This is a genomic window from Microbispora sp. H10949 (assembly GCF_014161435.1).
Taxonomy (GTDB): domain Bacteria; phylum Actinomycetota; class Actinomycetes; order Streptosporangiales; family Streptosporangiaceae; genus Microbispora; species Microbispora triticiradicis.
Genome location: NZ_JABBWZ010000006.1, coordinates 134,764 through 156,246, shown reverse-complemented (window position 1 = coordinate 156,246; position 21,483 = coordinate 134,764). Strand labels below are relative to the sequence as shown.

The following is a 21,483-nucleotide window of genomic DNA, read 5'->3' as shown; positions in this document are numbered from 1 at the left end:
GACCACTCAGCGTCACCGCGCAGCCCTTACTCGTGAGTCATGTGGCCCCAGGCGCGGCGGGATGGCCGCGATCTAGGGCGAGGGCTCCCTGGGTTCGGTGACGACCATCACGAACCGCAGCGGCGCGTCGCCTTCGTTGGCGTACCGGTGCGGGCGGTCGGCGCTGAACACGACCGCGTCGCCGGTCCCGACGACGTGGCTCCGGCCGTACACGCCGAGGGTGAGCCGCCCCTCCAGCACGGTGAGCATCTCGCGGGTGCCCGCGGGGTGCGCGTCGCCGTCGTGGTGCTCGCCCGGCCCGAGGCGCCAGTCCCAGAGTTCGAGGATCGCGGGCGCGTCGGTCCCGACGAGCAGGCGGGCCGATCCTCCCCCGGGCTGCTCGAACGTCACGACCTCCGACTCGGGCACGATCCGGACGACCGGCGTGTCGGCGACCTCCACCAGCCGGGCGAGGGTGACGCCGAGCGCGTCGGCGATGCGCGTGAGCGTGTTGACGCTGGGGTTGGTGCGGCCCTGCTCGATCTGCACGAGCATGCCGCGGCTCACGTTCGACCTGGCCGCGAGTTCGTCGAGGGTCATCCCCCGGTGGGCGCGCTGGCCGCGCACGTTCGCGGCGATGGCCGCGGTGATCGTCCCGGGTTCCGGCATGCGTCCATTATATTGGTCTACTATTGCAGTCCATTGCACTATTCATGAAGTTTTCTTGGGGGTTGGTCGTGACGGCGATCACGCTCGCGACCGCATGCGCGGTGATCTTCGGTACGGCCGACTTCTTCGGGGGCCTCGCCACCAGACGATCGAAGGTGCTGGCCGTCGTCGTGCTCTCGCAACTGGGCGGCATGCTGCTGGTCGTCGCCCTCCTCCCGATCCTGCCGGGGCACGCCAGCACGGCGGCGCTGCTCTGGGGGACGGCGTCGGGCGTCGCCGGGGCCTTCGGCATCGTGCTGTTCTACCGCGGCCTGGCCACCGGCATGATGTCCGTGGTCGCCCCCACCACCGCCACGACCGCGATGGCGGTCCCGGTGGTCTTCGGCCTGCTCACCGGCGACCGTCCGTCGCCCCTGGCGCTGGGCGGGGTCGCGCTCGGCCTGTTCGCCGTCCTGCTGGTCAGCCGGGAGCCGGGCGGCGGGGCGAGCCGTCCGAGGCTCGGTCCGGTCGTCGCCGCGCTGGTGTCGGGAGCGGGCTTCGGCGGGTTCTTCGTGCTGCTCAAGCTTGCTCCGGCCGACTCGGGGGCCTGGCCGCTGCTGGGCGCGAGGCTCGCGTCGATCACGCTCGTCGCCCTGCTCGCCCTCGCCACGCGCAGGGGCCTGCGCCCGGCGCCGGGCTCCCTTCGGGTGACGGTCGTGGCCGGCGTGCTCGACATGGCCGCCAACGTGCTGTATCTCTTCGCGGCGCAGCGGGGGATGCTCACCCTGGTGGCGGTCCTGGTGTCGCTCTATCCGGCGAGCACGCTGCTGCTGGCGAGGTACGTGCTGGGCGAACGGCTGAGCCCCGTGCAGATCACCGGCGTCGGCTTCGCGCTCGGCGCGATCGCCCTCATCGCCGCCGCCTGACCAGCCCCGCTGAGAGGCCGGGCTCAGGCGGCGCGGCCCGGCTCGGAAAGGCCGGACTCAGGCTGCACAGCCCGGCTCGGAAAGGCCGGACTCAGGCAGCGCAGGCGGGTTCGGGCACCCGGACGACGCCCTCCTCGCGGGCGTAGCCCTCGAGCATTCCCCGCAGCTGCCGGCGGCCCCGGTGCAGGCGGGACATGACGGTGCCGATCGGGGTGCCCATCCGGTCGGCGATCTCCTTGTACGCGAACCCTTCCACGTCGGCCAGGTAGACCGCCACCCGGAACTCCTCCGGCAGTGCGCGCAGGGCGTTCATCACGACGCTGTCGGGGATCAGGTCGAGCGCCTCGGTCTCGGCGGAGCGCAGGCCGGTCGACATGTGCGACTCCGCCGCGGCGAGCTGCCAGTCCTCGATCTCCTCGGCGGCCGACAGCTTGGGCGACCGCTGCCTCTTGCGGTAGTCGTTGATGAAGTTGTTGGTCAGGATCCTGTGCAGCCACGCCTTGAGGTTCGTGCCCTCGCGGAACTGGTGGTAGGAGGTGTACGCCTTGGCGACCGTCTCCTGGACCAGGTCCTCCGCGTCGGCGGGGTTGCGCGTCAGGCGCATGGCGGAGGCGTAGAGCTGGCTCGTCACCGGCACGACCTCACGCTCGAACCATGTCTGCCGCTGCTCGTCGGTCGAGATCATCTCTTCCCCCTACGGAACTTATCCCCCGTTACCCGTCCGGCCCGAACACATGCGAGGACGACCGTTCATTGTTCTGCCAAGGACATCGTGCCGGTCAGGGCCTAAGCACGCCGTTAGCTCGTCCGGAGTGGTCATCCTCATCCCTCAGCCCCATCACTCAGCGCCATCGCTTCCGGGGCCGGTCCCACGCGGCCAGGTCACGCGCAGGCCGAACAAGTCTCGTTAGCGTAACACTGAAGCCTCAATCCGGCGTAAAATGTGGCGGAGTTCACTGGCTAAAGTGGCGCCATGAACCACCTGGACCGGCATGACGCCGCGACGCGGGCGTGGGTGGCCGAGGCCATCCAGGCCGTCGAGGCCGACGCCAACCGAAGCTGCGACACTCATCTCCACGCCTTCCCGCTCCCTTCGCACTGGGGTGTCGACCTCTACTTGAAAGACGAGTCGGTACACCCGACCGGTTCACTCAAGCACCGTCTCGCCCGGTCCCTCTTCCTGTACGGCCTCGCCAACGGCTGGATCGGCCCCACCACGACGGTCATCGAGGCGTCCAGCGGGTCCACCGCCGTGAGCGAGGCGTACTTCGCCCGCCTGCTCGGCCTGCCGTTCATCGCGGTGATCCCGGCGGGCACGTCCCCGGAGAAGCGGGAGATCATCGAGTTCTACGGCGGCAAGTGTCACCTCGTGGACGACCCGAGGGCCATCTACGACGAGTCACACCGCCTCGCCGCCGAGACCGGCGGCCATTACATGGACCAGTTCACCTACGCGGAACGGGCGACGGACTGGCGGGGCAACAACAACATCGCCGAGAGCGTCTTCCAGCAGATGGCCCTGGAGCGGCACCCCGAGCCCGCCTGGATCGTGGTCGGCGCGGGGACCGGCGGGACCTCGGCGACGATCGGCCGCTACATCCGCTACCGCCGCCATCAGACCCGGCTGTGCGTGGCGGACCCGGAGGGCTCGGCGTTCTACCCGTCCTGGGTCTCCGGCGAGGAGCGCGGCGGCGCCGGATCGCGGATCGAGGGGATCGGCCGGCCGAGGGTCGAGCCGTCGTTCCTGCCGACGGTCATCGACAGGATGTGCCAGGTCCCGGACGCGCTGTCGATCGCGGCCATGCACTGGGTCAGGGAGGTCACCCGCCGGGAGGTCGGCGGCTCGACCGGCACCAACATCGCGGCGGCCGTACAGATCATCCGGGAGATGCGCGAACGGGGCGAGCGGGGCAGCGTGGTCACCCTGATCTGCGACGGCGCGGAGCGCTACCGCGACACCTACGGCAGCCCGCGCTGGCTCGCCGACCAGGGCATCGACATCGGGCCCCACCTCGGCGACCTGCGCGCGTTCCTCGCGAGCTGACCCGAGCCGATCGGGCTGCGCTGACCTGACCTGAGCTGCGCTGACCCGAGCTGAGCCGGCCTGGCCGGGGCGACCCGGCCCCCGGCCAGGGCTCCTATCGGACGACGCGCAGCCAGATGGTCGTCGCGGCCGGCGTCTCGGTCAGGCTGAGGCGTTCCAGCCGGACCCGGGCGCCGCCCGCGTGCTCGAACAGCCGAACCCCGTCCCCGAGCAGGACGGGCGCCACGAACACGAGGATCTCGTCGAGAACCCCAGCCTCGACGCACTGCCGGGCGACCTCGGCGCCGAGGATGTTGACGTACTTGTCACCCGCCGCGGCCTTGGCGGCGGCGACACCCTCCATCAGGTCGCCGACGAAGGTGACACCCGGCACGGGCGTCGCCGGGGCGAGGTGGGTGAGCACGAACTGCGGCCCCTCCCACCCGCCGCCGAAGGGCTTGCCCTCCTTGTCGGTGCCCCGATGCGGGTCGTCGCCGCCGAACGTGCGGTTGCCGACGAGCAGCGCGCCGATGTCGCGGATCAGCCGATCCACCAGCGGGTTCGGCCCGATGTGCTCGGTCAGCCAGGACATGTCGCCGCCGGGTCCCGCGATGTAGCCGTCCACCGACATCGTGGCCGAGTACAGCATCTTCGCCATGACCTACCTCCACAGGATGGATCCTTGTCGAGGCAAGATAGCGAGCGGCCCTGACAAACAACCGGCCCTGACGACAACCGGCCGTGACGACGACCGGCGGGTCCGGGGCGGGCCGCCGGGCCCGCCCCCCGCCGCTACTCGCCGATGAGGGCGTCCACGAAGACCTCGGGGTCGAACGGCGCGAGGTCGTCCGGGCCCTCGCCGAGGCCGACGAGCTTCACCGGCACGCCCAGCTCGCGCTGGACCGAGATCACGATGCCGCCCTTGGCGGTGCCGTCCAGCTTGGTCAGGGCGATGCCGGTCACGTTGACCACCTCGGCGAAGACCTGCGCCTGGCGCATGCCGTTCTGGCCGGTGGTGGCGTCGAGGACGAGCAGCACCTCGTCCACCGTCGCCTTCTTCTCGATCACCCGCTTGACCTTGCCCAGCTCGTCCATGAGCCCGGTCTTGGTGTGCAGCCGTCCCGCGGTGTCGATGATCACGGTGTCGGCCTTGTCCTCGATGCCCTTGGCCACGGCGTCGAACGCCACGGACGCCGGGTCGCCGCCCTCGGGTCCGCGTACGACGCCCGCGCCCACCCGGTCGCCCCACGTCTGGAGCTGGTCGGTGGCGGCGGCCCGGAAGGTGTCGGCGGCGCCGAGCACGACCTTCCCGCCGTCGCCGACCAGCACCCGGGCGAGCTTGCCCGAGGTGGTGGTCTTGCCGGTGCCGTTGACGCCGACGACGAGCACGACGGCGGGCCGCTCCCCGTGCGGCCGGGTGTGGAGGGTGCGGTCGAGGTCCGGCGCGATCTGCGTGAGCAGTTCCTCGCGCAGCAGCCTGCGCACCTCGTCGGGGGTGCGGCTGCCGAGCACCTTCACCTTCGTCCGCAGTTCCTCCACCATCGCGCGGGTGGGCGCGACGCCGACGTCGGCGGTGATCAGGGTCTCCTCGATCTCGTCCCAGACGTCGTCGTCGAGCCGGTCCCGCGACAGCAGTTCGAGCAGTCCCCTGCCGAGGACGTTCTGCGAGCGAGCCAGGCGGCTGCGCAGCCGGACCATCCGTCCCGCCGACGGCGGCGGGACCTCGATCTCCGGAGCCTTGATCAGCTCCTCGATGGGGGGAGGCAGCGTGGTCGTCGTGCCGCCGTCCTCCTCACCCAGTCCCGCCTTGAGCGGCTCCTCCACGACGGGAGCCTTCGGCTCGGGCGGGGCCGGCGGCGCGGGCGGCAGGTCCTTCGCCTTCGGCCGGAACAGCAGCCACAGGCCACCCACCGCCAGTATGGCGACGATGGCCACGATCACGATGATGCCGAGGTAACCGTCCACACCATGCAGTTTCCCAGACAACCGGCAGTGCTCGGTCGCGCGGACCCGCCCGCCGCGCGCCTCCGGCACGCCCCGGCCGTCACCGGATCGGGGCGCCCGGAGACCGGGCGGGGCTAGACCTTCTCCCGCAGACGCTGGCTCACGACCTGGGTGACGCCGTCGCCGCGCATCGACACGCCGTACAGCGCGTCGGCGATCTCCATGGTGCGCTTCTGGTGCGTGATCACGATGAGCTGTGAGGTCTGTCTCAGTTCCTCGAAGAGAGTCAGCAGCCGCTGGGTGTTGGTGTCGTCCAGGGCCGCCTCGACCTCGTCCATGACGTAGAACGGCGACGGACGGGCCTTGAAGATCGAGATGAGGAACGCCACCGCCGTCAGCGACCGCTCGCCGCCGGACAGCAGCGACAGCCGCTTGACCTTCTTGCCCGGCGGCCGGGCCTCGACCTCGACTCCGGTGGTCAGCATGTCGGAGGGGTCGGTCAGCAGCAGGCGGCCCTCCCCGCCGGGGAAGACCCGGCCGAAGATCTGCTCGAACTCGCGCGCCACGTCCTCGTACGCCGCCGCGAAGACCTGCTCGACCCGGTCGTCGACCTCCTTGACCACGAGCAGCAGGTCGCGCCGGGTCTTCTTGAGGTCCTCCAGTTGGGAGGTCAGGAAGGCGTGCCGTTCCTCCAGCGCGGCGAACTCCTCCAGCGCCAGCGGATTGACCTTGCCGAGCTGGGTCATCTGCCGCTCGGCCGTCCTGGCCCGTTTCTCCTGCTCCTCCCGCACGTACGGCACGGGCGGCTCGCCCGGCACCGGCGCCGTGGGACCGTACTCGGCGATGAGGGGTTCCAGCTCGATGCCGTACTCCTCCAGGGCCCGCTGCTCCATCTGCTCCAGGCGCAGCCGCCGCTCCGTCCTCGCCATCTCGCTGCCGTGGACCCGGTTGACGAGGGCGTCCAGCTCCGAGCCGAGCTCGCGGACGCGCAGGCGCACCTGCTTCAGCTCGGCGTCGATCTGCCCGCGCGCCCGCTCGGCCTCGTCGCGCTCCTCGGCGGCCCGCGCGAGCGAGCCCTCCAGTGCGGTCAGCGCGGTGCGGGCGCCCTCGGCGACCGCGGCGGCGATCTCGGCCTGCCTGCGCCGGCGTTCCCGGTCCGCCGCGGCCCGCGCGCGGTCCTGCCGCTCCCGCTGGGCCGCGCGGAGCAGGCCGTCGGCGCGGCCCGCGATGCCCCGCGACCGCTCCTCCGCCGTACGGACGGTCAGCCGGGCCTCCATCTCGGCCTGGCGGGTGACGCCGCAGACGGTGGCCAGCTCGTCACGGGTGTCGGTGGTCGGCTCGGCCTCCAGCTCGGCGGCGTACTCCGCCTCGGCGAGCTGTTCCTCCAGCTCCACCACCACGGCCTGGGCCTGTTCGCGGGCCTCCTGCGCGTCGCGCACCGACCCGCCCAGCCGGGCCGCCTCGTCCTGGGCGGCCTTGACGGCTGCCTCCAGCCGGGCGAGCTGCTTGGCCGCGGCGGCGGCCCTCTGGTCGGCCTCCCGCTGCCTGCCGCGCAGCCGGTCGAGCACCGCCTGCGCCGCGTTCAGCCCGTTCTGGGCGTCGTTGACGCCGCTCTGGGCGGCGCTCACACCGCTCTGCGCCTCGGCCACCCGCGTCTGGGCCTCCTCCAGCGCGAGCTGGCACTCCCGCTCGGCGGCCACGGCCTCCGCGAGCGCCTCGGCGTGCCGCTCGGCCCCGGCCCTGGCGGTGGCCAGGTCGGCGGCGGCCTCGTCGAGGGCGGTCCGCATCTGCAGCAGCGAGGACCCCCCGCCGGAGCCGCCGTGCGCCGCGTGGACCCCGAGCAGGTCGCCCGACGTGGTGACGGCCCGCAGCTCCGGATGGGAGTCCACGACCTTGCGCGCGGCCGGCAGGTCGGACACCACGACCACGTCGGACAGCAGCGCCTCCACCGCCGGGCGCAGCTCGTCCGGCACGGCCACCAGGTCGGCCGCCCACTCCGCGCCCGCGACGGGCGGCTCCGGCCGGTCGCAGGCTTCGTGCCGGTCCGCCGCGACGAGCAGTGCGGCGCGGCCGGCGCCGGCCTCACGCAGATGCTCGACGGCCGCCACGGCGGCGGTGAGCGAGGCGACGGCCACGCCGTCCACCGCCAGCACGGCCGCGACGGCGGCCTCCGCCCCCGGCCGTACGGCCAGCAGCGTGGCGACGGGGCCGAGCACCCCGGGCAGGCCCGCCCCGAGCAGCGCGGCGGCCCCGTCGGCGCCTCCGGCGAGGCTCATCTCCAGGGCCTCGCACCGGGCCTGCAGGGCGGCGACGGCGCGCTGCGACTCGGAGTCGGCGGCGCGGGCGGCGCCGACGGCGGCCTTCGCGGCGGCCAGCGCGGCGCCGGGCGCGGCCAGGGCGGCCCGCTCCCGTTCCACCACGGCCCCGGCCTGCTCGGCGACGGCCCTGGCCTCCTCCACCGCGGCGCGGGCGAGGTCGACGCCCTCCTGCGCGCTCTCCAGCTCCGCTACGAGTTCGGGGTCGGCCGCGGGCTCGTCGAGCACACCCGTGTCCAGCTCGTCCTGGGCCTGCTCGGCGCGGCGGGTGGCGTCCTCGACGGCCCTGGTGAGCCGGCCGATCTCGTCCCCGGCGGCCCTGGCCCGGCTCCTGGCCGACTCGACCTGGCCGCGCAGGCGGGCGAGCGCCTCCCTGCGGTCGGCCGCGGCGCGGGCGGCGACCGAGAGGCGCCGCTCCTCGGCGGCCAGCGCCTCCTCGGCCTCGGCACGCACCTCGACGGCGGCGGCGAGCCGCTCGCGCGCCTCGTCCAGCTCGTCGGCCAGCACCCGCTCCTGCTCGCGCACCTCGGCGGCCTCGCGCTCCAGTTCCTCCGGATCGCGCCCGCGCCGTTCGACGGACGCGGCGTCGGCGGCGTGCCGCCTGCGCTCGGCCGCCAGGCTCTCCACGCCGCGCAGCCGCTCCCGCAGGCCAGAGAGGTGGTAGAAGGTCTCCTGGGCCGCCTTCAGCCGCGGCTGGGCCTCGTTCTCGGCGGTCTCCAGCTCGGCCTCCCGCCGCTGGCCCTCGGCCAGCTCGGCCTCCACCCGGGCCCTCCTGGCCTGTACGGCCGCCTCGTCGGCCTCCTCGCGCTGCAGGGTGTCGCGGAGGGTCACGACGTCGTCGGCGAGCAGGCGCAGCCGCGCGTCGCGCAGGTCGGCCTGGATGACGGCCGCCTTCCTGGCGATCTCGGCCTGCCGGCCGAGCGGCTTGAGCTGGCGGCGCAGCTCGGCCACGAGGTCCTGGACGCGGGTGAGGTTGGCCTGCATCGCGTCGAGCTTGCGGAGCGCCTTCTCCTTGCGCTTGCGGTGCTTGAGCACGCCCGCGGCCTCTTCGATGAACGCCCTGCGCTCCTCGGGGCCGGCGTGCAGCACCTGGTCGAGCTGGCCCTGGCCGACGATGACGTGCATCTCCCGGCCGATGCCGGAGTCGGACAGCAGTTCCTGGATGTCGAGCAGGCGGCAGGTGTCGCCGTTGATGGCGTACTCGCTCTGGCCCGACCGGAACATCAGCCGGCTGATCGTGACCTCGGTGTAGTCGATCGGCAGCGCGCCGTCACCGTTGTCGATCGTCAGGGTGACCTCGGCGCGGCCGAGGGGCGGGCGGCTGGAGGTGCCCGCGAAGATGACGTCCTCCATCTTGCCGCCGCGCAGCGACTTGGCGCTGTGCTCGCCCATCACCCAGGCGAGGGCGTCGACGACGTTGGACTTGCCGGATCCGTTGGGGCCGACCACCGCCGTGATGCCGGGCTCGAAACGGAGGGCGGTGGCCGAGGCGAACGACTTGAAACCGCGTAAGGTGAGCGTCTTCAGGTACACGTCCGCCCCCCTCGGTCTCGCCCGTCGGCTGGGGGGAAAGACTACAGGTCCCGGGGCCGGAGTACGCGGAATAGACGCCGCTTGACATCCGGCCGGCCGGGGTGGCAATTCCCGTGGAACAGTTCCGGAAATGGCAAGGGACGCCTTTGCGGGGCGTCCCTACAATCCTTTTCCTGTTCCGGCCGGTCCCTCAGGTGAGAGCCGGCTCGCGATCCTGCAGCCGGACCAGGGCCTCATCACGAGTTTGCGCCGCGAGCGCGTCGTTCTGGGCCTGGAGCCGGTTGAGTTCTGCCTCGAGGTCGCGGATGCGCTGCTGGAGGCGACGCATTTCCGAGATCATTCGAGGATCAGGACCGCCGACGTGGCCGAGTAGAGCCTTCGCCATAGTAAAGGGTCCTCCACGCTGAGTGACCAGACTGGTTCGCGCACTTCATGCCGCGGGAGGGGTGCGCGTGGTTCCTCTCAAGAGTCGCACCGGCATTGGAGACGGTCAAGTTGAACGCTCCGCACGATGAAGCCGGTGGGCACTCTCGCTAGGTAAATATACCGGATTTACGGGGTTTGAGGGAAGCCCTACCTCTCGACAAACCCGGCGATACTCCGCTTCGCTTCGCTCCAGCGCTCGACCACCCCCTCGACGTGGCCGGGCGTGTCACCGCCGCGTAACAGGTCCAGGAGCTTGTCACACGACTCCCTGGGACCCTCGGCGACGACCTCGACCCTTCCGTCGGCCAGGTTCGCGGCCCACCCGACCAGCCCGAGTTCCAGCGCGCGGGCGCGGGTCCACCAGCGGAACCCCACACCCTGCACCCGTCCCCGGACCCAAGCCGTCAACCGAATCACGAATACAAGTATCCAGATCGCCTCCGGCGGCGATCGCCGGGGGTGGGGCTACGGGCGGGCTGGGGCCGGGCTAGGGGCGCGCGTTCCTCGGGCGGGGCTGGCACTTCGGGCAGCTGTAGGAGGACCGGTTCATGAACGCCTCCCGCCTGACCGGCGTGCCGCACCGGCGGCAGGGCTCGTCGCGCCTGCCGTACACCGCGAGCGACCGGTCGAAGTAGCCGCTCTCGCCGTTCACGTTGACGTACAGGCTGTCGAAGGACGTGCCGCCCTGGCCGAGGGCCTCGGTCATGACGGCGCGGACCGCCGCGAGCAGCTCGAAGATCTTCGGCCGGGTCAGCGCCTCGGTCGGGCGCGCCCAGTGCAGCCGCGCCCGCCACAACGCCTCGTCCGCGTAGATGTTGCCGACCCCGCTGATCAGCGACTGGTCGAGCAGTGCCCGTTTGATCCCGGTACGGCGTAGCCGCAGCCGGACGGCGAACTCGGCGTCGTCGAAGGCGTCCTCCAGCGGGTCGGCGGCGATGTGCGCCACCGGCTCGGGCACCGCCCGGCCCCGCCCCGCGGTCATCGGGGCGACCAGCAGGTGCCCGAAGGTGCGCTGGTCGACGAAGCGTAACTCCGGCCCGCCGTCGGCGAAGCCCATGCGGACCCGCAGATGCTTCTCGATCGGCGCGGTCGGGTCCACGACGAGAAGCTGGCCGCTCATGCCCAGGTGGGCGAGCAGCGACTCCCCCGCCTCCTCCGCACCCGCGGGACCGTCCAGCAGGGGCAGCCACAGGTACTTGCCCCTGCGCTCGGCCGAGGCGAGGGTGCGGTCCTTGAGCTGGGCGGCCAGATCGCCGGTGTTGCGGCGGACCGCCCGGGGGTTGAGCACCTCGGCCGCGACGACCGTCCGGCCGGCGACCCAGCGTTCCAGGCCCCTGCGTACGACCTCGACCTCGGGCAGTTCGGGCATGTTCCCTCCCCGGGCGGGGTCAGGCGCGGACGGGGCCGGCGCCCTCGCGGGCGTCGCGCATCGCGCGGATCGCGGTCCAGGCCGCCTCGGCCGCCTGCTGCTCGGCCTCCTTCTTGCTGCGCCCGGCGCCCTTGCCGTACTCCTTGCCGCCCACGCGCACGACGGCCGAGAAGGACTTGGCGTGGTCGGGCCCGCTCTCGTCGACGTGGTACTCCGGCACGCCGAGCATCTCGGCGGCGGTGAGCTCCTGCAGGGACGTCTTCCAGTCGAGCCCGGCGCCGAGCGACGCCGACCGCGTGATGAGCGGGTCGAACAGCAGGTGGACGACGCGGAACGCCTCGTCCAGGCCCTTGTCGACGTACACGGTGCCGATCAGGGCCTCCAGCGTGTCGGCCAGGATGGAGGACTTGTCCCGTCCGCCGGTGCCCTCCTCGCCGCGGCCGAGCCGCAGGTACTTGCCGAGGTCGAGCGTCCTGGCGACGTCCGCGAGCGCCCGCATGTTGACCACGGCGGCGCGCAGCTTCGCGAGCTGGCCCTCCGGCAGGTCCGGGTGGTTGCGGTACAGCGTGTCCGTCACCACCAGGCCGAGCACCGAGTCACCCAGGAACTCCAGGCGCTCGTTGGTCGGCAGCCCGCCGTTCTCGTACGCGTACGAGCGGTGCGTCAGCGCCCGCTCCAGGATTCCGGTGGTGAGCCGGACGTCCAGCAACTGGTGAAGCTCGTCTCTGGCGATCTCGACGGGCACGGGTTTCGCCGATGGTGCGGCCATGGATTCCTCCCAACTCCTGCGCGGGACAGGTCCGTGCGCGGGAGGCAGGTGGATCCGCCGATGGCCCGAAGGCGTGGTGGACGCCGGTCCGCCGGGAGCCGATGGCCCCGGCGTCCACCACGGCCGCGGGCGTGCATGCCGGTGCGTGTCTACCGTCCTACCGCCGCACGTTCCTCGAAGAACGGTAACGCCGGCCGGGTCCTGTTGACGATCCGGCCGGCGTCCCGATTACTGTGCGCGGCCCGGAGACGGGTCTCCGGGCCGTGCTCGCGGCAGCTTGCGCGCGATCAGGCCGACGGCTCGACGACCTGACGGCGGTTGTAGGTGCCGCAGGTCGGGCACGCCACGTGCGGGCGCTTGGGCGAGCGGCACTGCGGGCAGCTCACGAGTGCGACTGCCGCCGCCTTCCACTGGGACCTGCGGGCGCGGGTGTTGCTCCGCGACATTCTCCGCTTGGGGACGGCCACGTCAACCCTCCTGATCGTCTTCCTGTTCCACAACCAAACCCTGCAGCGCCGCCCAGCGGGGGTCGGCCGTCTCGTGCCGGTGGTCCGGGCCGGCCTCCGCCAGCCTGACTCCGCACTCCGCGCAGAGACCGGGGCAATCTTCACCGCACACCGGGCTCAGCGGCAGTGCGAGCACCACCGCGTCACGGAATACCGGCTCGAGATCGAGCAGTTCGCCGTCGAGGAGCAGATCGTCCTCTCCGGCGTCCTCCGCCGAGTAGAAGTAGAGCTCCTGGAAGTCGACCTCGATCTCCGAGGTCAACGGATCCAGGCAGCGCGAGCACTCCCCCGTGAGGGGAGCCTGCGCCGTGCCCGTCACGAGCACGCCCTCCATCACCGCCTCGAGCCGGATGTCCAGCTCGACGTCGGCGTCCTTGGGAACGCCGATCATTCCGACCGCGAGGTCCACCGGCGCCGGGAGGGTCGGGGCGAGGGTGCGCATCGATCCCGGTCGGCGTCCCAGATCATGGGTGGAAATCACCCAGGGGGCACGGGGATCGAGGCTGCGCAGACTCATCCTGCTCTCGTTAGGCATGGCGAATCACCGCCGTCGTGCAAGGCTGAAAGGCAAGAATACCAGCCCCGTTCAGCCTCTGAGCCGCTCGATGAGCAGCTGGTGGACGAGGTCCGGGACCAGGCCCGACACGTCGCCGCCGTACCGGGCGATCTCCTTGAGCCTGCTCGACGACAGGAACGAGTACTCCGGGTTGGTGGACATGAACAGCGTCTCCACCCCCGACATCCGATAGTTGAGCTGGGCCATCTGCAGCTCGTAGTCGAAGTCGCTGACCGCCCGCAGGCCCTTCACGATGGCCGGGATGCCCTGCTGCCTGCAGAAGTCCACCAGCAGACCGTGGAACTTCTCGACCCGGATGTTGCCGTACTCCTTCGTCACCGCCTGGAGCATCTCGATGCGCTCGTCGACGGTGAACAGGCTGCGCTTCTCGATGTTGATCAACACGGCCACGACGACCTCGTCGTACAGCCGTGACGTCCGGCCGATGATGTCCAGATGTCCGTTGGTGACGGGATCGAACGACCCCGGGCAGACGACGCGACGCAACGCGCACCCCCATAGATTCACGGGTTCCCGGCGGCGCGACCGTACCAAACGGCCGCTTCGCCGTACCGGCGGACCCTGTCCTCGGTGAATCCCTCCGGCCACACCAGGTCCTTACCCCTGGACTCCCGCTCGACGGCGACCAGCGCGCCCTCCGCCAGCCAGCCGTTGTCGCGCAGCGCCGCGAGCACCCGCGAGACGGCCTCGTCCGAGACCGCGTAGGGCGGGTCGGCGAAGACGAAGTCGTACGGCTCCTCGCACGGGCGGCCGACCACCCGCTCGACCTTCTCGGCCCGCAGGAATGCCCCCGGCAGCCCGAGCGACGCGATGTTCTCCCTGATCGTCCGCGCGGCCCTGGCGTCCGACTCGACCAGCAGCGCGTGGGCGGCCCCCCGGCTCAGCGCCTCCAGGCCCACGGCTCCCGATCCGGCGTACAGGTCGAGCGCCCGGGTCCCGTCCAGCGGCCCGAGCGTGGAGCCGACCGTCGCGAACACCCCCTCCCGGGTGCGGTCGCTCGTCGGCCTGGTCGATCTCCCCGGCGGGACGGCCAGCCTGCGGCCCCCCGCCGTCCCTGCGATCACCCGCGTCACGTCCTCATTGTCCCGCCCGCGACGGCCGCCGCGGCACTCCGGCAACGGGCCGGGCGTAGATCGGCCCGGTCAAGAGTGGGCAAGCGGCGGCGAGGAAAGGGTAAGAGCCGTATCCCTGGCCCTGTCCCATGCGCATCATGAGTTCTGCGGCCTCCACGGTGACCCAGCGGGAGGCCGGCCGGCGTGATCGTGAGCCCTTCCGCACGTCGGCGCCTCCGGCACCTGACCCGGAGGCGGGCCCGGCCGGGGACGGCATTCGGGGGGAGGCCGTCCCCTGAGCCGGGCTCTGGGTCGTCACACGGGCGTCGTGTTCGCACGGCGCCCGTTCCAATTTCCTCCGGCTTCCCCGGCTCTCCCAGGCTTTCCCCGGGCTTCCATCGAGCCCCACGCCGCCGGACTGCCGATCGGGCCGGTCAGGCCTTCTCCAGGAACTCGGCGCGTTCGTCGGAGACCAGGGCGTCGATCTCGGCGCGCAGCGCCGGGTGGCCCGACAGCCCGGGGTCGGCGGACAGCAGCGAGGTCGCCTCGGCGCGGGCGGCCTCGATGACGTCCTCGTCCCGCAGCAACTGCAGCAGCTTGAGCGACGACCTGCGCCCGGACTGGGCGGCGCCGAGCACGTCGCCCTCCCGGCGTTGCTCCAGGTCGACCCGGGACAGCTCGAAGCCGTCGAGGGTCGTCGCCACCGCGTCGAGCCTGCGGCGCGCCGCGGTGCCCTCCGGCGCCTCGCTCACCAGCAGGCACAGCCCGGGCAGGCCGCCCCGTCCGACCCGGCCGCGCAGCTGGTGCAGCTGGGAGACGCCGAAGCGGTCGGCGTCCATGATGACCATGACCGACGAGTTGGGGACGTCGACGCCGACCTCGATGACCGTGGTCGCCACCAGGACGTCGATCTCCCCCCGGGCGAAGGCGCGCATCACCGCGTCCTTGTCCTCGGGCGCCAGCTTGCCGTGCAGCGCCTCGATCCGCAGCCCGGCGAGGGGCCCCTCCGCGAGCGTCCGCGCGACGTCGAGCACCGCCAGGGGCGGCCGGCGCTCGTCGTCGGCCTTCGCCAGGTCGCCCTCGTCGCCCTCCTGGTCGCCGATCCGCGGGCACACCACGTACGCCTGACGGCCGAGGCCGGTCTCCTCGCGGACCCGCTGCCACGCCCGGTCGAGGTAGTGGGGCTTCTCGGCGGCGGGCACCACGTGCGTGGTGATCGGGGCGCGGCCGGAGGGAAGCTGGGACAGCGTGGAGACCTCCAGGTCGCCGAACACGGTCATCGCGACGGTGCGCGGTATCGGCGTCGCCGTCATGACCAGCACGTGGGGCCGCCCGCCGCCGCCCTTCTCGCGCAGCGCGTCGCGCTGCTCGACGCCGAACCTGTGCTGCTCGTCGACCACGACCAGCCCGAGGTCGAAGAACTGGACGTGCTCCTGGAGCACGGCATGGGTGCCGATCACGATGCCGGCCGTGCCGGAGGCCGCGTCGAGCAGCGCGCTCCTGCGCGCCGCCGCGCCCATGGACCCAGTGAGCAGCGCGACCGCCGTGCCGCCGAGCATGCCGCCGCCCGCGAGATCGCCCAGCATGGCCACGATCGACCGGTGGTGCTGCTGGGCGAGCACCTCGGTGGGGGCGAGCAGCACGGCCTGGCCGCCGGAGTCGACCACCTGGAGCATCGCGCGCAGCGCGACCACGGTCTTGCCCGCGCCGACCTCGCCCTGCAGGAGCCGGTGCATGGGGTGCGCGCGGGCGAGGTCGGCCGCGATCTCCTCGCCGACCCGCCGCTGCCCCTCGGTGAGCTCGAACGGCAGCCGCTTGTCGAACTCCCCGAGCAGCCCGCCGTCGCGCGGGGCGCGTGGTGTGGCGGCCCACGCGGAGGCCTCGATCCGCCGCCGCACCAGGACGGCCTGCAGCACGAACGCCTCGTCGAACTTCAGCCGGTCATGGGCCCGCGCAACGTCCCCCTGGCCGCGCGGCCGGTGGACCAGGCGCAGGGCGTCCTCGATCGGCAGCAGGCCCAGCCGCTCCCGCAGCTCGCCGGGGACGGGGTCGTCCAGGCTGAGCACGTCGAGCACGGTCTGCACGGCCCGGCGGATCTTCCAGCTCGGCAGCCCCTGGGCCGAGGGATAGATCGGCACCAGCGCGGAGGCGAACTCCTCGGCCGTCTCCGCCGTCTCGTCGAACGACTCGTACTCGGGATGGGTGAGCGAGACGCGCCGGGACTTCCCGGCGACGAAGACGTTGACCTTCCCCGAGAACATCGCCTCGGTGCCCGGCGGGAGCCGCTGCTCGGCGACGTAGGCGCCCTTGCCGAAGAAGGCCAGGTGCAGCCGCTCCCTGCCGTCCGTCACCACCATGTCGAGCCAGGTGCCCTGCCGGTTCTTCATCGGCCGGCGGACCGCGGACGACACCTTGGCGACCACGGTCACGTGCTCGTCGTGCTCCAGCGACGCGATCGACGTCAGCTCACCCCGCTGGGCGTAGCGCCGCGGATAGTGGCGCAGCAGTTCGCCGACCGTGCTGATGCCCAGCGCGCTCTCCAGCGGGGCGGCGGACCTGCCGACCGCCTTCTTGAGCGGCTCGTCGAAGCTCGTCACGACACTCATTACTACCCGTACGCGCCGACAATCGGGCTCACTCGGCGCCGATCAGGAGGGGATACCCGCCCTGCCCGCCCTCATAGACGACGATCTCCAGGTCGGGCCGCGTCCGCTCCAGGTGGTCCTCGACGGCCCGCGGGACCTCGGGCGGGGCGCCCGCGCCGACGACCAGCGTGACCATCTCGGTGCCGCCCGACACCAGGCGCCGGGCGACCTCGACGGCGGTCTCCGCCAGGTCCGCGCCGATCAGCGCGACCTCGCCGTCCACCACGCCGAGGACCTCGCCGGGACGGCACAGGCCGGCACTGGTCACCGCCGCCCGGTCGGCCACCCACACGTGCCCGTGGCGGGTGTGCCCGGCCGCGTCGGTCATCGCCACGACGTCGTCGTCGAACCGGCGGAGGGCGTCGTGCACGGCCAACGCGGCGAGGCCCTGCACAGAGGCCCGGGTGGGCAGGACGCTGACGGTCGCGCCCTCCTCCCTGGCGATCTCGGCGGCGGCCACGGCCACGTCGTACACGGCGGCGTCGTTGGGCAGCACCGCGACCTCGGCGCCGGCCCCGCGGATCGCCCGCACCAGCGCGGCGACCGGCGGCACCGACCCCGGCTCGCGCCGTACGACCACCGCTCCCGCCTCCGCGAACAGGCCCGCCAGGCCATCTCCGGCGGCGACCGCGACCACTCCCCTGGCCGGGCCCGGCTCGTGCGGCCGTCCCCCGAGCCAGGTGACCTTGATCCGGTGCGGGCGCCCGGCCCGCAGCCCGGCCTCGACGGCCGCGCCCGCGTCGTCCACGTGGACGTGGACGTTCCACAGGTCCTCCCCGCCGACGATCACGAGGCTGTCCCCGAGCGCGTCCAGCTCCGCCCTCAGCCGGCCCACCTCGTCCGCGCCCGCGTCCAGGAGGTACATGACCTCGTAACCGGGGCCGTCCCCGTGCCGCCGCCCCGCCTCCTCCTCCGCGATGCTCCCGCGCGCCTCCGGCGCGATCCCTCCGCGCGCCTCCGGCGCGACTTCAACGCGGGCCTCCGGCGCGACCCGACCGGCCGGGGCGGGCACCTCGTGCCGCTCGCTGTACGCCTCGGTCACCACCTCGGCCAGGCTCTCCAGGACGATCACCAGCCCGGCCGCGCCCGCGTCGACCACCCCGTTGCGGGACAGCACGTCGAGCTGCCCGGTCGTGCGGCGCAGCGCCCGCCGTGCCTCGTCCGCCGCCAGGCGGGCCACCCCGGCCAGGTCGTCCGGCGCGTCCCGTACGGCCCGCGCGGCGGCGGACAGCACGGTGAGCAGGGTGCCCTCCACCGGCCTGGCCACCGCCGCCCTGGCCGTCTCGGCCGCTCTCACGAGGCCGGCGCGCAGGCCGGCGCCGTCGCCCCGGGCCGGGCCGAGCGTGTCGGCCAGCCCCTTGAGCGCCTGGCTGACGATCACGCCGGAGTTGCCCCGCGCGCCGAGCAGCGCCCCGCGTGCCAGCGCCGCCCAGGTGGCGCCGGCGTCCGCGCCCGGGGGCAGCGCGTCCAGCGCGTCGGCCGCGGAAAGGAGCGTGAGGTGCAGGTTCGTCCCGGTGTCCCCGTCCGGCACAGGGAAGACGTTGAGCGCGTCGATCTCCGCCCTGGCCCGGCCGAGCGACGTGGCGCAGTGCCGGGACCAGCGCCGTACGGCGGGGGGATCGAGCTCCTTGAGCATCCGCCGTCCTTCCTTCCGCGCGCTCCGGCCCCGCGATGCGCTACCGTTGGCGGGTACGAGACTATCCCCGTTCGCCGGGCTCCCGTTTGGCGTGGACCGGCGCACATCGGATATCCTCGTGTGGCCAGCCGGTTGTCCCGGCATTGCTCGGATGAGCCGCTGCACCGGCGCCGGGCCGATCGACTGATTCAAAGGAGCGATTACCGTGGCTTCCGTCTGCGACGTCTGCGCCAAGAAGCCGATTTTCGGCAACAACATCTCCCACTCGCACCGCCGCACCCGCCGCCGCTGGAACCCCAACATCCAGACCGTGCGCGCGGTGGTCAACGGGACGCCGAAGCGGATGAACGTCTGCACCTCCTGCATCAAGGCGGGCAAGGTCACCCGCTGACCGTGTGACTCCGCGAGAGCCCGCCACCGGTTCGGTGGCGGGCTCTCGCACTCCCGGGACATCGGCGAGCCAGGAAGGGTTCGGGCTGTTGAGCGAATACACGCTGCGCGTGATCGGGCGAGTGGAGTCGCCCCTCACCGACCGAGCGGCGGCACCCCTGCAAGCCGACGAAGGCGCCCCCGGCGCCTGGCTCGTCTTCGACGAGCGGTACGCGCCCGCCCTGGAGGGCCTGTCGCCGGGCACCGACGTGCTCCTGCTCACCTGGCTCGACCGTGCCGACCGCGACACACTCGCCGTCCACCCGCGCGGCGACGCCACGCGTCCGCGCGCCGGCGTCTTCACCACCCGCAGTCCCGACCGGCCCAACCCGATCGGCCTGCACGAGGTCCGCATCCTCGCCATCGCCGGAACGCGCGTCCAGGTCGGCAACCTCGAAGCTCTCGACGGAACCCCGATCCTCGACGTCAAGCCTCTCCTCACGCCGGACCGGTGACGCGACGGACCGCCGCCGGCCGCGCCACGGTACGGGCGCGGTCGGCGTGATCCCGCTCAGACGTCCGCGCGCGTTCGCCAGCCGTGGTCCACGGGGCCGATGCCCGCGCCCAGCGGGAACCCGTGCGCGATCGCGCCCGTGACGTACTCCTTGGCCCGCCGTACGGCGCCGGGGACGTCCTCGCCGAGGGCGAGGTAGGACGCGATGGCGGAGGCGAGCGTGCAGCCGGTGCCGTGGGTGTGCCGGTTGTCGAGCCGCTCGGCGGTGAAGCGGTGCTCGGCCGATCCGTCGGTCAGCAGGTCGACCGGCTCGCCGGGCAGGTGCCCTCCCTTGATGAGCGCCCACTTCGGGCCGAGCGCCAGCACCGCCTCGGCGGCGCGGGGCAGGTCGGCCTCGTCTTCGACCTTGACGTTCGTGAGTTGCTCGACCTCCCACAGGTTGGGGGTGACCACGGTCGCCGTGGGCAGCAGCGTCCTCCTGACCGTCTCCACGGCCTCCGGCCGGAGCAGGCTGTCACCGTGCTTGGACACACCGACGGGGTCCACCACGACGGGAACGGCCACGCCCGCGAGGACCTCGGCGACGGTCTCCACCAGCGCCGGCGAGGCCAGCATGCCCGTCTTGATCGCCTGCGCTCCGATGTCGCCGAGGACCGAGTCGAGCTGCGCCCGCACCGCCTCCGGGGGCAGCTCCCAGTAGCCCTGCACGCCCAGCGAGTTCTGCGCCGTCACCGCGGCGATCACGCTCATGCCGTGCACGCCGAGGGCCAGCATGGTCTTCAGGTCGGCCTGGATGCCGGCGCCGCCGCCGGAGTCGGAGCCCGCGATCGTCAGAACACGTGGTGGGGTGGTCATGGCCACCATCCAACCAGGTCCCCTTTGACGCGAGCCGCGCCCCTTCGCGGGTACACCCGGGCCCGGCCACCCGGGCTCCGGCGCTGACCTCACCGCACGCCGTGACGCGCGGCGAGCCGCCCACGACGGCACACCACACCTCGGTGACCACGCCGGCGAGGCACCTCCCGGCGGGGTCAGCGGTGGCGGCGAGGCACGCAGCGGCGCGTCACTCCTCGGTGACCGCCGCCGGGGCACGGGACCTGGGCGCGAGCGTCAGCGGTGACGGTGGCGGGACGAGCCGCTCGCGACGGCGCAGCTCCCTTCGGCGAGTGAGCATTCGGCCGGGGTGCGGGAGGTGCCCTCCGCGTCGAAGGCGACGCCGATCTCGCCGCCCTCGGCGAGCGACTCGCCGGTGACGACCAGGGTGTCCCCCTGCTGCTCCCAGCCGGAGGCGCCCCGCACCGCCGTCACCCGCCCGCCGACCGGCAGCCGGAGCGTCCAGGAGGGCAGCGCCGGGCCCTCGTTGCGTACGGCGAGCCTGGCGGTGTAGGCCGCGCCGCGCCTGCCCGCCGCCGAGTAGGTCACGCGGACGGCGCCGCCGCCCCGCGCGGCGGCTGGGGCGGCCGAGTCGGTGTGCGGGGCCTCCCCGCCAGAGTTCGCCGAGCCCGCCTCGTCCGGCTCCGAGGTGTCCAGGGCGACGGGGCCGCCCGGGTCCGTGCCACCCGTCGTGCCGCCCGCTCCGGGGGCGTCGGCCGTCGCGGGAGCGCCGACGTCGGCGGGCGTGGATCCGGCGCCGGTCCGCGCGCCGCTCCGGTTCCCGGCGGGCGACGTGGCACGCGGCTTCGGGGAGGCGGAGGACGAGGTCCGCGCCTTCTCCCGGCCACGACCCGGATCGGCGCCCGGGACGGGGCCGGAATCGGGCTGGGAGTCGGGACGGGGTGACGCGCCGGGACCGGTGTCGCCCTGTGCCGGGTCCTCGCCGGTCCGGCCGTCCGCGGCTCCGTCTCCCACAGCGCTTCCCGCCGCGTCGCCTGTCTGCGGGGCGGAGCCGGTCTCCTGCGGCGCCCCCGCGCCGAGAGAGGGGGCGCTGTTCGCGGCACACTCCGCGGTGGACACGCAGGCCTGCCGGGGCGGGTCGACGGTCAGCGTGGTCCGCCCGGCCATCAGCCGCGCCCCGCCCGTCGTCACGCCGACGGCCAGCAGCACCGACAGGCCGGACACCAAGGCCATCCGCCGCAGGCGCTTCGGCGGCTCCGGCCGGTCGTTCCAGCCGGCTCCGAGGAAGCCGCGAGGGGCGTCGTCGTGGGAGGCGAGGCTCTCGGGAGACAGCGCGGCGAAGGTCCTGGTGCCCGGCCCCGGTTCCGGGTCGCCGGGGTCACCCACGTCCGGCGTCCCCTCCCCTGCCGGGGGGAGGT

Annotated in this window: 21 protein-coding genes; 4 read left to right on the top strand and 17 right to left on the bottom strand. The window is 73.1% G+C overall.

Features of this window, described 5'->3' with window-relative positions:
• Window positions 1–72 precede the first annotated feature (72 nt).
• On the bottom strand, window positions 73–648 hold the full coding sequence (locus tag HHX40_RS17190) for a helix-turn-helix domain-containing protein (RefSeq protein WP_182881392.1): 576 nt from the start codon (window positions 646–648) through the stop codon (window positions 73–75).
• Between the two features lie 44 nt (window positions 649–692).
• Here HHX40_RS17190 and HHX40_RS17185 point away from each other — a divergent pair, with 44 nt between their 5' ends.
• Window positions 693–1,553 carry a DMT family transporter gene (locus HHX40_RS17185; RefSeq protein ID WP_220499233.1) on the top strand — a complete coding sequence of 287 codons (861 nt, stop codon included), beginning with the start codon at window positions 693–695 and terminating at the stop codon, window positions 1,551–1,553.
• Window positions 1,554–1,644: 91 nt separating this feature from the next.
• Here the strand turns inward: HHX40_RS17185 and HHX40_RS17180 are convergent, their stop codons facing one another.
• Window positions 1,645–2,238 (bottom strand): sigma-70 family RNA polymerase sigma factor, encoded by a 594-nt coding sequence (locus HHX40_RS17180; RefSeq protein WP_117408425.1) that lies wholly within the window; start codon window positions 2,236–2,238, stop codon window positions 1,645–1,647.
• Between the two features lie 288 nt (window positions 2,239–2,526).
• Here HHX40_RS17180 and HHX40_RS17175 point away from each other — a divergent pair, with 288 nt between their 5' ends.
• Window positions 2,527–3,597: a PLP-dependent cysteine synthase family protein gene (locus HHX40_RS17175; RefSeq protein WP_182881391.1), complete on the top strand. Its 1,071-nt coding sequence runs from the start codon at window positions 2,527–2,529 to the stop codon at window positions 3,595–3,597.
• Between the two features lie 94 nt (window positions 3,598–3,691).
• On the opposite strand, the gene HHX40_RS17170 is transcribed toward HHX40_RS17175, so the two are convergent.
• The 13 genes from HHX40_RS17170 to HHX40_RS17110 form a co-directional block, all read right to left on the bottom strand.
• Window positions 3,692–4,234, bottom strand: coding sequence for a dihydrofolate reductase family protein (locus tag HHX40_RS17170; protein WP_182881390.1), 543 nt, complete (start codon window positions 4,232–4,234; stop codon window positions 3,692–3,694).
• Window positions 4,235–4,368: 134 nt separating this feature from the next.
• On the bottom strand, window positions 4,369–5,541 hold the full coding sequence (gene ftsY / locus HHX40_RS17165; protein WP_117408422.1) for a signal recognition particle-docking protein FtsY: 1,173 nt from the start codon (window positions 5,539–5,541) through the stop codon (window positions 4,369–4,371).
• A 113-nt stretch (window positions 5,542–5,654) separates the two neighbouring features.
• Complete coding sequence (gene smc, locus HHX40_RS17160; RefSeq protein WP_182881389.1) at window positions 5,655–9,368, bottom strand: chromosome segregation protein SMC; 3,714 nt, start codon at window positions 9,366–9,368, stop codon at window positions 5,655–5,657.
• 190 nt (window positions 9,369–9,558) lie between these two features.
• Window positions 9,559–9,753 (bottom strand): hypothetical protein, encoded by a 195-nt coding sequence (locus HHX40_RS17155; RefSeq protein WP_079312688.1) that lies wholly within the window; start codon window positions 9,751–9,753, stop codon window positions 9,559–9,561.
• A 188-nt stretch (window positions 9,754–9,941) separates the two neighbouring features.
• Entirely contained in the window at window positions 9,942–10,211 is a 270-nt protein-coding gene (locus HHX40_RS17150; RefSeq protein ID WP_182875400.1) for an acylphosphatase, read from the bottom strand.
• A gap of 70 nt (window positions 10,212–10,281) precedes the next feature.
• A complete protein-coding gene (gene mutM / locus HHX40_RS17145; protein WP_182881388.1) occupies window positions 10,282–11,163 on the bottom strand; it encodes a bifunctional DNA-formamidopyrimidine glycosylase/DNA-(apurinic or apyrimidinic site) lyase in 882 nt (293 codons plus the stop codon).
• A gap of 19 nt (window positions 11,164–11,182) precedes the next feature.
• The gene (gene rnc / locus HHX40_RS17140) at window positions 11,183–11,932 is read right to left on the bottom strand and encodes a ribonuclease III (RefSeq protein ID WP_182881387.1); all 750 of its coding nucleotides are present in this window, start codon (window positions 11,930–11,932) and stop codon (window positions 11,183–11,185) included.
• A 287-nt stretch (window positions 11,933–12,219) separates the two neighbouring features.
• Entirely contained in the window at window positions 12,220–12,399 is a 180-nt protein-coding gene (rpmF, locus tag HHX40_RS17135; RefSeq protein WP_111698173.1) for a 50S ribosomal protein L32, read from the bottom strand.
• A gap of 1 nt (window position 12,400) precedes the next feature.
• The gene (locus HHX40_RS17130; protein WP_111698197.1) at window positions 12,401–12,955 is read right to left on the bottom strand and encodes a YceD family protein; all 555 of its coding nucleotides are present in this window, start codon (window positions 12,953–12,955) and stop codon (window positions 12,401–12,403) included.
• Window positions 12,956–13,024: 69 nt separating this feature from the next.
• The gene (gene coaD, locus HHX40_RS17125; protein ID WP_111698171.1) at window positions 13,025–13,501 is read right to left on the bottom strand and encodes a pantetheine-phosphate adenylyltransferase; all 477 of its coding nucleotides are present in this window, start codon (window positions 13,499–13,501) and stop codon (window positions 13,025–13,027) included.
• A gap of 17 nt (window positions 13,502–13,518) precedes the next feature.
• Entirely contained in the window at window positions 13,519–14,088 is a 570-nt protein-coding gene (gene rsmD, locus HHX40_RS17120; RefSeq protein WP_138462893.1) for a 16S rRNA (guanine(966)-N(2))-methyltransferase RsmD, read from the bottom strand.
• Window positions 14,089–14,501: 413 nt separating this feature from the next.
• Entirely contained in the window at window positions 14,502–16,664 is a 2,163-nt protein-coding gene (gene recG / locus HHX40_RS17115; protein WP_111698195.1) for an ATP-dependent DNA helicase RecG, read from the bottom strand.
• A gap of 37 nt (window positions 16,665–16,701) precedes the next feature.
• Window positions 16,702–18,348, bottom strand: coding sequence for a DAK2 domain-containing protein (locus tag HHX40_RS17110; protein ID WP_182881385.1), 1,647 nt, complete (start codon window positions 18,346–18,348; stop codon window positions 16,702–16,704).
• A 205-nt stretch (window positions 18,349–18,553) separates the two neighbouring features.
• Here HHX40_RS17110 and rpmB point away from each other — a divergent pair, with 205 nt between their 5' ends.
• Together rpmB and tsaA are read left to right on the top strand one after the other, a co-directional pair.
• Entirely contained in the window at window positions 18,554–18,739 is a 186-nt protein-coding gene (gene rpmB / locus HHX40_RS17105) for a 50S ribosomal protein L28 (RefSeq protein ID WP_030506042.1), read from the top strand.
• Window positions 18,740–18,827: 88 nt separating this feature from the next.
• Window positions 18,828–19,232, top strand: a complete 405-nt coding sequence (gene tsaA, locus HHX40_RS17100) for a tRNA (N6-threonylcarbamoyladenosine(37)-N6)-methyltransferase TrmO (protein ID WP_182881384.1) — start codon at window positions 18,828–18,830, stop codon at window positions 19,230–19,232.
• Between the two features lie 56 nt (window positions 19,233–19,288).
• On the opposite strand, the gene thiD is transcribed toward tsaA, so the two are convergent.
• On the bottom strand, window positions 19,289–20,086 hold the full coding sequence (gene thiD / locus HHX40_RS17095; protein WP_396775802.1) for a bifunctional hydroxymethylpyrimidine kinase/phosphomethylpyrimidine kinase: 798 nt from the start codon (window positions 20,084–20,086) through the stop codon (window positions 19,289–19,291).
• A gap of 255 nt (window positions 20,087–20,341) precedes the next feature.
• Window positions 20,342–21,451 (bottom strand): hypothetical protein, encoded by a 1,110-nt coding sequence (locus HHX40_RS17090; protein ID WP_182881382.1) that lies wholly within the window; start codon window positions 21,449–21,451, stop codon window positions 20,342–20,344.
• Window positions 21,452–21,483: the final 32 nt, after the last annotated feature.

Bases quoted from the DNA above. Each gene is read 5' to 3' on its own strand.
- HHX40_RS17190 (WP_182881392.1), bottom strand. From the start codon at position 648: ATGCCGGAACCCGGGACGATCACCGCGGCCATCGCCGCGAACGTGCGC.
- HHX40_RS17185 (WP_220499233.1), top strand. From the start codon at position 693: ATGAAGTTTTCTTGGGGGTTGGTCGTGACGGCGATCACGCTCGCGACC.
- HHX40_RS17180 (WP_117408425.1), bottom strand. From the start codon at position 2,238: ATGATCTCGACCGACGAGCAGCGGCAGACATGGTTCGAGCGTGAGGTC.
- HHX40_RS17175 (WP_182881391.1), top strand. From the start codon at position 2,527: ATGAACCACCTGGACCGGCATGACGCCGCGACGCGGGCGTGGGTGGCC.
- HHX40_RS17170 (WP_182881390.1), bottom strand. From the start codon at position 4,234: ATGGCGAAGATGCTGTACTCGGCCACGATGTCGGTGGACGGCTACATC.
- HHX40_RS17155 (WP_079312688.1), bottom strand. From the start codon at position 9,753: ATGGCGAAGGCTCTACTCGGCCACGTCGGCGGTCCTGATCCTCGAATG.
- mutM (WP_182881388.1), bottom strand. From the start codon at position 11,163: ATGCCCGAACTGCCCGAGGTCGAGGTCGTACGCAGGGGCCTGGAACGC.
- rnc (WP_182881387.1), bottom strand. From the start codon at position 11,932: ATGGCCGCACCATCGGCGAAACCCGTGCCCGTCGAGATCGCCAGAGAC.
- HHX40_RS17130 (WP_111698197.1), bottom strand. From the start codon at position 12,955: ATGAGTCTGCGCAGCCTCGATCCCCGTGCCCCCTGGGTGATTTCCACC.
- HHX40_RS17110 (WP_182881385.1), bottom strand. From the start codon at position 18,348: ATGCTCAAGGAGCTCGATCCCCCCGCCGTACGGCGCTGGTCCCGGCAC.
- thiD (WP_396775802.1), bottom strand. From the start codon at position 20,086: ATGACCACCCCACCACGTGTTCTGACGATCGCGGGCTCCGACTCCGGC.